The following is a 10,858-nucleotide window of genomic DNA, read 5'->3' on the forward strand; positions in this document are numbered from 1 at the left end:
CGCTCCTGCGCCGCAGCCGGAGCGCCGCACCGCCCCGGCCCCCACGCGCCCCTCCACGCCGGCGCCCACCCGACCGGGCAACACCCGCAACACCGAGAAGGATGACACCCAGAAGGGTGACTACGTCCGCTGGTAACCCCTTCCCTGGCTGAGGACGCTCATGGCCACCGCCGCAAACCGCCGATCCCCCCGCATACTCGCCAGCCTCGACGTCATCTTGCAGACCGTCGATGGCGATGTCCCCTTCCAGACCCACGACGCCTCCTACGAAGGCGTCTTCATCGTCTCCAAAGAGCCGCTTCCCCTGCGCAAGCTCATTCGCTTTCGCACACGCCTCCCCACCACCGGCGAAGAGCTGCAGATGCTGGGGCTGGTCGCCCACACCGTCAGCGCCGGCGACGCCTACGAGAGCGGCAAAACCCCGGGCATGGGCATCCAGCTCTTCAGCCTGGGCAACGACACCGCCCGGCGCTGGCGCGACTTCATCGACGAGGCCTACGAGGCCAACCCGGAGGCCCGCGCCCAGGTCGAGCGCTCGCGTCGCCCGGCGGTGCGCGTGCGCATCCCCACCCCCTCGGTGTTGCAGAAGTTCCGCGAGGTGGACCTGGCCCGCGGTCAGCTCTTCTTGCGCACCCCCGATCTTCATCCGGCAGGCACCCGCGTGGACTGCCTGGTCTCGCACCCCACCAGCGGGCAGACCCTGACCATCGACGCCCGCGTCGATGAGGTCGTCGACGGCTCGATTCGAGAGCGAGGCCTGCGCCTCTCGCTGACGCTTCCGCACGACACCACCGAGCTCGACCGCTTCTTCGCCGGTCAGAACACCTCCAACTGAACATCCCCTCCTCGCAGAGCCTCCATGACCGCCGAAAAGCCCCGCGACTTCCCCGCCCTTCCCGACGCCATCGCGCGTATCCACATCATCGGTATCTGCGGCACCGCCATGGGGAGCCTCGCCGCCATGCTCAAGGAGCGCGGCTTTGAGGTGCGCGGCTCCGACGCGATGGCCTACCCGCCGATGAGCACCTGGCTTGAGGAGCGCGGCATCGACATCATGCGCGGCTACGACAAAGCAAACCTCGACTGGAACCCCGACATCGTCATCGTCGGCAACGTCAGCCGCGCAAGCTACGCCGACGCGGTGGCCACCCGCGAGCGCAACATCCCTTATCTGAGCCTGCCCGAGGCGCTGCGCCACTTCTTCTTTGAGGATCGCCGCCCGCTCGTGCTCACCGGCACCCATGGCAAAACCACCACCACCGGCATGCTCGCCTGGATCCTCACCGACCAGGGCCGCGATCCGGGATTTATGGTCGGCGGCATCACCGGCAACTTCGGCTCGAACTACCGCCTGGGCCACGGCGACACCTTTGTGATCGAGGGCGATGAGTACGACACCGCCTACTTCGATAAGGTGCCCAAGTTCTGGCACTACGCCCCTTTCCGCGCCACGATCAACAACCTGGAGTTCGACCACGCCGACATCTACGAGAGCGTCGAAGACATCGAGCATGTCTTCCGGCGTTTCTGCGATCTTCTCCCGGACGAAGGATCGCTCTGGGTCAACGGCGACGACCCGCGCGCGATGGCCGTCTCGGCGCATCGTCAGGACATCCGAAAGACCTTTGGCCTTGGCGCGGGCAACACGCTCCGCGCCACCGACCTTCGTTTTGAGGAGGGCCGCACTCGCGCCACCGTCCTGCGCGATGGCGAAGATCTGGGAGAACTTGATCTGGCCACCCTGGGTGACTTCAACGTGCGCAACGCGCTCGGCGCCACCGCCCTGGCCATGGACGAGGGCCTGAGCTTTGCCGACGTCGCCGACGCCCTGCGCCGCTTTAAGTCCGTACGACGCCGCCAGGAGCACATCGCGCACGTGGCCGGCATCGACATCTACGATGACTTTGCCCATCACCCGACCGCCGTCGGCGCGACCTTAAGCGCGATGCGCAGCCAGTTCCCCGACCGGCGCCTCTGGGCGATCTTCGAGGCCAAGAGCAACACCTCGCGCCGCCGCGTCTTCCAGGATGACTATCCGCCGGCCTTCGCTCAGGCCGACCGCGTGATCCTCTCTCGCCCCTGGAAAAAAGACGACGATCTGCCCGAGGCGATGCGCGTGGACATCTCGGACATCGCCGAGTCCATTCGCCAGCTCGGCCCCACCACCGAGTTGATTGAAGAGGTCGACGACATCGTGCGCCATGTCGCCGGCCAGGCCGAGCCCGGGGACCTCATCGTGGGCCTCTCGGGCGCCGCATTTGGAGGGCTTCATCACAAGCTGGCCGACGCGCTGCGCCAGCGCTTCGAGTCCTGAGACCCGAGCACGCCCTCGAAAAAAGTTTCGTCCTCAACGCAAACACCGCCGCTTTTGCTCGATAACAGTCGCACACCCTCCACCGCGGAGGGCCCGACTGACCTTCGACAGGGAGCGAGCCCATGCACCTCTTTGCGTTGATAACCCTTCTGAGCGCGGCGACCATCGAGCCGCACTGCCCCCCAACCTACGCCTGGCCCGAGCCGAGCGCCTCCCCCCGCCTGGCACAGCTGCTGCCCACGCTCACCCTGAGCGTGACCACGGCCCTGGAGGCCCGCCAGCGCCTTGACGAGCAGGCCCGCGAGGCGATGGCCTCCCCGGGCCTCCTGGATGACGCCAGCGCCCTCAACCACGCCAATGAACGCCGACCGACGGCCTGGCTCTTAAGCGCCACCTGGCGCGGTGCCTCGCTCGACGCGAAGCCTCTCGACACGCCCGGTTCTCGGGCCGGTGACCTCCTCCCCCAACTCAACGCGTGTCTGCTGCTCCTGGAGCTTGAGCGCCCCTCCGACCTTGCGCTTTTAGAGCCTGAGACCGCCATCGACCGCTGGCTCGAAGTCCAGGCGCTGCGCGCCTTCATCACCGGCCACGCCTCCCGCGGAGGTGCCCGATGACTCGCCAGACCTTCGCGATCGTCGTCTCGCTGACCACGCTCATCGTCGCATGGATACCGCAGACCGCCCGGGCGTTAACCGGCGCGCAGATCGAAGAAGCCGCCAGCGCCTTTGACCATGAGCCCACCATCGCCGACACCCACCAGGCCGCCCTGCGCTACCTGGAGATGGGCGCCCCCGACCTCGACCACTGGACGCGACGGGCGCGCCTCGCCGCGCTCCTGCCTCAGGTCCAGGGCCAGGTCGCCTGGCTCGATCAGCACGACCTGCAGAACCGCTTTCGCGAAAACATCGAGGCCGATGAAAACGGCGACTACCAGCGCGACTACGCCCAGCACTACCTCTACGACGACACCCGCTCGCGCACCCTCTACTCGCTGCGCCTGTCCCTGGACCTGAGCCAGCTGGTCTACACCCCGCAGGAGATGGTGATCCAACGCGAGGTGCGCGCCCGCTGGAAGCATCGCGACGACCTGCTCAAGGCCGTCACCGAGACCTACTTCGCGCGCCGCCGACATCAACTCTACGACATGCTCCTTGTGCCCGACTCCGAGGAGGAGGCCCTGGCCCGACACCTGGAGATTCAGGCCCTAAGCGCGCGTCTCGACGCGCTAACCGGCGGGTGGTTCTCCGAGCAACTGCAAAACGCGAAGGGAGGTGAGCGATGAAGAGCGCATGGATTCACATGGATCGCCACGTGGTGCGTCGCACCCTGGCCTCACTACTCCTCGAGTCGCTGCTCCTGACGCTGGCGGCCAGCGGCTGCGGCCCGGCCGGTGAGGTGGAGTGCCGCACCTCCAGCGACTGCCTGCCGGCGCAGTTCTGCCGCCTCTCGCGCTGCCTCTACATCGTCGCAGAGCTGCCCGAAGCGCAGGCCAACGATGCGGCCGACGCCGGCGGTCGGGCCGACGCCGACCCCTCCGACCTCCCCGCCAACCCGCCACCTGGCAGCTCCGAACCCGACGCGGACACCGATGGCGACGCCCCAGACAGCCCCGGATCCCCCCACCCCTGCCCCGACGCGATACCCGCAGACGCCGGTCACCTCATCATCAACGAGATCCTGCCCAACGTCCCCACCGGCCCCGAGGGCGACGCCAACGCCGACGGCACCCGCAGCGCCCACGACGATGAGTTCGTCGAGATCGTCAACATCAGCCCCCACACCCTGGATCTCGAAGGCGTGGGCGTGGCCAACGACACCCGCGTCCGCTTTACGTTCCCCCGCCACTGTCTGGCTCCCGGCCACGGCGCGGTGATCTTCGCCGGTAGCACCACCGGCGCACCGCCCCCCGCTGGCGAGGGCTTTGAGGTCTGGCTTGTCGACTCCCGCTTTCAATTCGCCAACGACGGCGGACGCGTCGCCCTCTACGCCGCCGGGGGCCAGCTCATCGACGAGGCCCTCTACACCAACGCCCCGCCCCGCTCGCTCACCCGCAGCCCGGAGCTCACCACCGGTGGCTTTGTGCATCACACGACGCTGGCCGAAGGCCGCCTCTTCAGCCCGGGCACCTGCGCCGACGGCCGCCCCCTGACCTCGGGCTGCGCTGCGATGGATGACGCCCCGAACGACGCCGAAAACACTGAAGGCGACGGATCGTCCTCCGATCCGTCGCCTTCTGACACTACCCAACCTGACCCGGACGCCCCCGGCTAAAGGGACCTCGGCGCCGGACCAAACGCGAGGTTAGAACCCGTAGCCGACGTTGATGCCCACCAGGTGCGAGCTGAGCTGGTAGTCCCCGTCCACGCTCCCGTTCCGAATCTCCCGGGTGGGCAGGTAGATGTACTGGTAGGCCACATCGGCGCGGAAACCCGCAACCTCATAACCCAGCCCCAGCGCCCCGACGGTGCGGTTGTTGTCGGGAAGCGAAGGGCCCACCGTCTCGTCGGGCACCGGCGTCATGTCGTAGGCAAATCCGACGCGCGCTTTGAGCGCGTCGGTGATCGCAAACTGCGCGCCCAGGCGCACCGCCAGCGCGTCGTTCCAGTTGGCCTCCACCACCGTGGGCGGCTCCGACTCACCGGGCTCACCCTCGGGGCTCTGCTCATCGAAGTTGATCTCGATGCGATCGTAGGTCGACCAGGTCATGTAATTCAGGTCCAATCCCACCCACAGCGCCTCGGTGGCCTGGTAACCAAGCCCCAGGTTCACGGTATGCGGCACCGTCAGCTCGGTGGTGATCCCCTGATCCACAAAACGCTGCTCAAAGGGCGTGCCCTCAACCTCCTCGCCGAAATGCGCGCGGCCCTCGTAGTTGAGGTTCACCGCGCTGCGGTAATTCAGGCCCATCGACCACTGCGAGTTGAGCTTATAAAACGCCGCCGCGGTCGCTCCCACGCCGAAGCCCTGGCCACCGAGCAAGACCGGCACCTCCAGATCGTCGCGTAAGATCACCGTACGCTCCTGAGTGATCGTCGAGTACATCGCCTGCACCCCGACGGCCAGCCCCAGGTCAATACCCGGCACCTTGTAAGCGAAGTTCGGGTTGACGTTGATCGTCTGCAACTGCTGAGCGCGGAAGTTCTCGCGCCCCACCCAGTTGTCGGGCCACCGGATCGCCAGCCCCCAGGGAAGCGTCACCCCCAGGCCCACCGCGTACTGCTCCCCGAAAGGAAGCGTCAGGTTAACATTAGGGGGAGGAAAGAGCGCCGGCTCGGTCTGCTCTTCGACCCCCTGCCCCTCATAACTCACCGAGGGCTTGATCAACGTGGGGCCCACATAGGCGCTGAACCCCTCGCTGAACACCATCGCCGCCGGGTTGTAGAAGTTGGCGTTGGGCTCATCGGGGTTCGCCGTAGCTACCCCGCCCATGCCCGTGGCCGTGCCGCTCTGGGCGGTGTTGGCAAAGCCGGCGGCCTGCGCCTCCGGCACACTCCAGAGCCCGCCGGCGCACATCATAAGCGCCGCCCCGAGCCCCATCCATGCATGCTCTCTATGCTGCATCTTCATCGTCGATTCTCCTGCGAAGTTTCAAACTTCGGCATCATCTCAATGTGGGTCTCGGGATCATTGCGCCAGACAGGCCGACGCGCTCAACGAAGCCGGAAGCTCCGCCACGCCGCTCATGCCGCTGGCCAGCCAGGCCCCCATCTGCTCGCGCGCGCACTGGCCGGCCTCAAAGCCTTCGGCCGTCGGGTTAAGCGTCGAGAGGAAGGAGTGCGGTGCGTCCTCAAAGGTCGTGTCGTCCAGGCTCACTCCCAGCGCCAGGGCCAACGCCTCCGTCGCCCGGTTGACCACAGTGCGGTCGCCCGAGGCCATCTGCAGCATCACCTGGTTGGCCGGAAGCAGCTCCACGCAACGATCCACATCCGAGCTCACCGCCTCACAGGACCACCCCTCGGGGCACTCGCTGGTCTCTTCGCAGAGATCGCCGGTGACCGGTCCAAAGGTGTCGCTGCCCGCATCGTACGCCAGGTTCTGGCGCGGACGATCGGTCGTAAAGGGCGCAAACGCGAAGGGATCGATCACATCGGCCGTCCACTGCACCAGCGCCATCGTTCGAATGAACGCGAAGGTCCCGGGCACCGCGCCCAGACCGGCCAGCGCATCCAGAATCGGACCGCCGATGGTCGAGGGGCCCGCATCATCGCCCTCCAGAATCCAGGTCAGACGACCACCCGAGGCGCTGATCACCGCGGTGTCCACCGCCGGCTCCAGCGTCACAAAGGGCACGCCCACAATCCCGCCCAGGCTCTGTCCCACAAAACCAATCGCACCGCTGAAGAGCTCCTCGCCACTGTAAGGCGTGTCGGCAAAGAGCGGCGTCAGACCGCTTGCGCCCGCCTCACCCACGATCAGGCGCGAGAGCACAAAGAGGTCGATAGAGGCCTGCATGAAGTTGACCTTGCTCGCGATCAGATCGCTGGTCAAAAAGCCGGCACCCGAGGTCGGGATGGCTTCCGCCGGATGCAACGAGGTCGCCGCCGTCGAGCGACCGCCGTGCAGCGGAAGATCGATCGCCACCGTCGCCTTGCAGCTCGGGAAGGCCGCCACCTCGTTGGCCGTCATCAACGCCCCGCCCCAGCGGTTGCCGCCCAGGCCGTGCTGCGAAATCACCACATCAAAAGGCGCCACACAGTCCCCAGCGTCCTGCTCGGCGCGCGGCAACATCACCGTAACGCCCACGCGCGCGGAGGCGTCCTGCGGATCGGCCACATCGCCCAGCGGGCTGGCGACCAACACCGAGTCGTATTCACCGCCGCTGTAGATGGCCTCCAGGTTCGAGACATCCACCTGCGTGCCCGCCGAGGTCGGGTGCGCGAAGGTGTCCGCGCTCAGCTCCTCAAAGTACGGGTCGTTGTTGCAGTTGGGCAGCTCGTTGTCGCAGAAGCGCTCCGCGACGACGGCTCCCCGCACATCCAGCGCGGCCATCGCCCGGGCCCGGGTCTGCTGCAGCAGAAGCGCCGGATCTTCGGGCGTAAACGCCCACGCCGTGGCGATCTCCTCGCGCTCAAAGCCGCCGCCTGGCAACACCACCGCCAGCGTAAAGAGTCGACTGTAGGCGGTGCGGGCCTCTTCGAGCGCGACCGCGGTCGCGTCGTCGAGCAAATACACCTGGCTCTCACCGGCTTCGTTCGCCAGCGGATACGTGCTGCGCAACAGCGCAAAGACCGCCGTCGGCTGCACCGGCCGCCCGTTCGTCCCCAGCATCGACGTCGTCACAATCCCGGCGTGCTGAAGTCCCTCAGCAAAAGGCACCGTCGGCTCGACGACCAGATGCCCCCACTCCGGATCATAGCTCACGCTGTACTCCTCCTGCGGAAGCACGCGTGGCGAGAAGCCGGCGACCGAGGCCATCACCAACGCGTCCTCATCGATGGTGCTCGGGTCAACCTCCCCGTCGACCGGAATCCAGCCCGGCGCCGTCGTCGAGAAGCCCCGGCGCTGATTGAGCAAGTTGATGATCCCCTCGGTGAGCGGATCGGCACCCTCAGGCACCGGGAGGTTGACCTGCCCGGTCTCCGAGTCGATCAGAAACGCGTTCGGAAACGCGATCGACCCGACCGTCGGATCAAAGACCACAAAGGTGTCACTCCAGGTGCCCCAGCCCCACACCGCAGCCATATCTTCGTAAGTCAGGCCCAGCTCCTCCTCCAGATACGCCATCATCGGCGAGATCGAGGCCTGGATGCCCGCCATCCCCTGGGCCTGCTCGTCGCTGAAGTTGCCCACAAGCGAGCTGCCACTCTCATCGACCACCGGGTAGGGCTGCATGCCCATAAACATCGGAACGTCGGGCAAAATCCCCTGGCCGTCGCCGCCGATGGCGCGGGTGGCAAACGCAAAATACCGCTCGCGATCGCCCAGCGGCTCCGCCGGGGTCAGCACCAGCGAATAGCCCGGGCTCACCGCACCGGTGCACCGGTCGGTCTGCTCCTCAAGATACGTCACCGCAACATCGTCGACCCGCTCAAAGCTCCCGTCGTCGAGCCAGCGGTAGAGCTGAACATCATCGTCGCCAATATCGGTCGGATCGATCGGCGCGCTCAAGGGGAGCGTGATCGGCGTCGACGCCGGCCACCCTGACAGGCCCGCCAGATACCGGTCGAGCACCCCGTTGGCGCTGTTCTCATCCACAAAACACCCCGCCGAGTCCGGGAAGGTTCCGTCCGGATCGAGCGCCGCGGTGTTCGGGAGCGGCACCTGAGCGGTCACCGGATCAAAGAGCGCGCTGGGATCGGGGCTCACCGTCCAGCGAAACGCCATCACCACCTGGTCACGCGCGATACCCTCACCCTCAGCCGCCTCAAAGAGCGGCGCCAGCAGCTGGCGAAGCCCCTCAAGCTGTGCAGCCTGCCCGGGGTTCTCCGGATCATTGAGCACATCGAGCGCAGGCTCGCCGTTCTCATCGACCAGCGGCTCTTCGGAGGCCGCAAAGAAGATCGCCGGCGGCTCACTCACCGCCTCTCCGTTGGCCCCCTCCACGTCCCGGGTCACCACCACCGCATACTGCTCGCCGCGCACCACCGGATCCGCCGGTGTCACACGCACAAACACCGGCCCCTCGCCCTCGCTGTCGAGGGCCTCGATCGAGGCGATTTCCAGAGGCTCCAGATCACCCTCGAAGCGGTAGAAACGAATGTTCTCTTCTGTCAGCGTCTCCTCGTTGAGTTCCCCGCTGAAGGGTATCTCAATCGGCGTGCTGGGAAGCCACCCGCTGAGCTGCGTTAGAAACTCGGCAAATTGTCCGGCAGCCGTGGCGTCACCGGCCCCCTCAAGCGCCGGCAAACGCCCTTCCTGCAGCGCCGCGTCATTCGGAAGAGGAATTGTGGACGTCGACGGGTCAAAGATCGCCTCCACCCGCTCCACGGGCGCATCGCGCTCGGGAATTTCGGGCGCACACGCCCACACCATTACCGTCGCCAGCACCGCTGGTACCGCTCGCCATCTCATGAAGCCTCCGCATCATCGGATCGTCGGTAGCCCCCGCACACACGCGAGAGACCACCTCTGATAGGCCTGCTCAATTGGAATCGTTGCGCGCCCATCATAGCGGGTTGCATCGCCCTTGCAACCACGCCTAAACACCCGGTCAGCATCTTGCCATCTCGCCTGATGCCGCGCTTCGATGACGATGACGCGCGGGCACATCGCCGGTGATCCCGCCCCCCCCACCGAGCCCCGGGCAATTCCCCCACCTGTGGAGTAAGTCATCTTGAAGGGGTGCACCTTCGATGTTAGAACCGTGCGCCATGGCCACACGCCCTCCTGATACGCTTGATGAAGGGCGGCGGCCGAAGTCCACTGACGAATGAAATTTTTCTCGGAGAAGTCCCCCCATGGCCCCGACGAGCTGCACCATCGGACCGGGCGTTGCCATCAATGGCCGCCTCTCCGGCGACGACGAAGTCGTCGTCTTCGGCACCATCGAAGGTAACGTCGCCCTCTCCAGCCGCCTCACCGTCGAAGAAGGCGGCAAAGTCGTCGCCGACATCGACGTCCAGTCCATCGCCATCCGTGGCGAGGTCAACGGTGAGGTCGTCGCCCACGACGTCATCGAACTTCTGGAAGGCTGCCTGGTCACCGGCAACCTGCGCGCCCCGCGCGTCATCATCCAGGAAGGCGCCCGCTTTAAGGGCAACATCGATATGGACGTCCAGATCGACGGCTGACCCCCTCTCCACCCTCTTTTATTGCTGTAGGAGTACATCATGGCGGACACACTTATCGGCCCCAACATCACCATCGATGGCGAGATCTCCGGCGACGCGCCGGTGACCATTGAAGGCACCGTCAAAGGGCGCATCGCGGTCAACGCGCTGGTCACCGTCGCCGAAAACGGCGTGGTCGAAGCCGACGTTGAGACCCCGCAGATCGCGGTCAGCGGGCAGGTCACCGGCAACATCGTGGCCACCGAGCGCGTTGAGATCGCCTCGATCGGCAAGATGGTCGGCGACATCAAAGCCCCCCGCATCCTGATCGCCGACGGCGCAGGCTTCAAAGGTCACATCGACATGGACGTGGACTAAGCTATGGCTGACCCGACCATCATTGGCGCCCAGACCCAGGTCTCCGGGCGCGTCAGCGGCGACGCCGATCTGAGGGTCGAGGGCCGCGTCGATGGAACCATCGAGCTCAGCGAGACGCTGACCATCGCGCAGGGCGGCGTGGTCACCGGCACCGTAAAGGCTCGGCAGGTTGTCATCGAAGGCGTCCTCGACGGTGAGGTCAGCGCCGAGGAGCGCGTGGTGCTCAGCGCCACCGCCCGCGCTGTGGCCAACATCCTGGCCCCGCTTGTGGAGATGGCCGACGGCGCGCAACTTCGCGGCGAGCTTAACATCGGCGTCGATGCCGAAGCTCCCACCGCGGCACGCACCCCGGCCCGTACCTCCCAGCCAACCCGCAGCGCCCCGGCCAGCACCGCCACCGCAAGCGCCGCCTCGCGCAGCTCCGCGCCGGCTCGCACCGCCCCGGCAAGCGCACCTT

The 10,858-nt window shown here is 66.5% G+C and carries 10 protein-coding genes; 8 read left to right on the plus strand and 2 right to left on the minus strand.

Annotated features, from left to right (window positions below; genetic code table 11):
- Positions 1–160 precede the first annotated feature (160 nt).
- The 5 genes from FRC96_RS16660 (at position 161) to FRC96_RS22695 (ending at position 4,585) form a co-directional block, all read left to right on the plus strand.
- Entirely contained in the window at positions 161–835 is a 675-nt protein-coding gene (locus FRC96_RS16660) for a PilZ domain-containing protein (RefSeq protein ID WP_146976091.1), read from the plus strand.
- Positions 836–859: 24 nt separating this feature from the next.
- The gene (mpl, locus tag FRC96_RS16665) at positions 860–2,314 is read left to right on the plus strand and encodes a UDP-N-acetylmuramate:L-alanyl-gamma-D-glutamyl-meso-diaminopimelate ligase (protein WP_146976092.1); all 1,455 of its coding nucleotides are present in this window, start codon (positions 860–862) and stop codon (positions 2,312–2,314) included.
- Positions 2,315–2,436: 122 nt separating this feature from the next.
- Complete coding sequence (locus FRC96_RS16670; RefSeq protein WP_146976094.1) at positions 2,437–2,928, plus strand: hypothetical protein; 492 nt, start codon at positions 2,437–2,439, stop codon at positions 2,926–2,928.
- Positions 2,925–3,596, plus strand: a complete 672-nt coding sequence (locus FRC96_RS16675; protein ID WP_146976096.1) for a hypothetical protein — start codon at positions 2,925–2,927, stop codon at positions 3,594–3,596. The genes FRC96_RS16670 and FRC96_RS16675 overlap by 4 nt, the downstream gene beginning before the upstream one ends.
- Positions 3,593–4,585, plus strand: coding sequence for a lamin tail domain-containing protein (locus tag FRC96_RS22695; RefSeq protein ID WP_146976097.1), 993 nt, complete (start codon positions 3,593–3,595; stop codon positions 4,583–4,585). The genes FRC96_RS16675 and FRC96_RS22695 overlap by 4 nt, the downstream gene beginning before the upstream one ends.
- 30 nt (positions 4,586–4,615) lie before the next feature.
- Here the strand turns inward: FRC96_RS22695 and FRC96_RS16685 are convergent, their stop codons facing one another.
- Both FRC96_RS16685 and FRC96_RS16690 read right to left on the minus strand, forming a co-directional pair.
- Positions 4,616–5,881 (minus strand): OmpP1/FadL family transporter, encoded by a 1,266-nt coding sequence (locus tag FRC96_RS16685; RefSeq protein WP_146976099.1) that lies wholly within the window; start codon positions 5,879–5,881, stop codon positions 4,616–4,618.
- 57 nt (positions 5,882–5,938) lie between these two features.
- A complete protein-coding gene (locus FRC96_RS16690; protein WP_146976101.1) occupies positions 5,939–9,325 on the minus strand; it encodes a hypothetical protein in 3,387 nt (1,128 codons plus the stop codon).
- 386 nt (positions 9,326–9,711) lie between these two features.
- On the opposite strand from FRC96_RS16690, the gene FRC96_RS16695 reads away from it, so the two are divergent.
- From FRC96_RS16695 to FRC96_RS16705, 3 genes are all read left to right on the plus strand, one after another.
- Positions 9,712–10,044 (plus strand): bactofilin family protein, encoded by a 333-nt coding sequence (locus FRC96_RS16695; RefSeq protein ID WP_115603107.1) that lies wholly within the window; start codon positions 9,712–9,714, stop codon positions 10,042–10,044.
- A gap of 39 nt (positions 10,045–10,083) precedes the next feature.
- On the plus strand, positions 10,084–10,401 hold the full coding sequence (locus FRC96_RS16700) for a bactofilin family protein (RefSeq protein WP_115603108.1): 318 nt from the start codon (positions 10,084–10,086) through the stop codon (positions 10,399–10,401).
- A 3-nt stretch (positions 10,402–10,404) separates the two neighbouring features.
- The coding region (locus FRC96_RS16705) for a bactofilin family protein (RefSeq protein WP_146976103.1) at positions 10,405–10,858 on the plus strand (454 nt) is incomplete at its 3' end.

It is taken from the genome of Lujinxingia vulgaris (genome assembly GCF_007997005.1).
Lineage (GTDB): Bacteria > Myxococcota_A > Bradymonadia > Bradymonadales > Bradymonadaceae > Lujinxingia.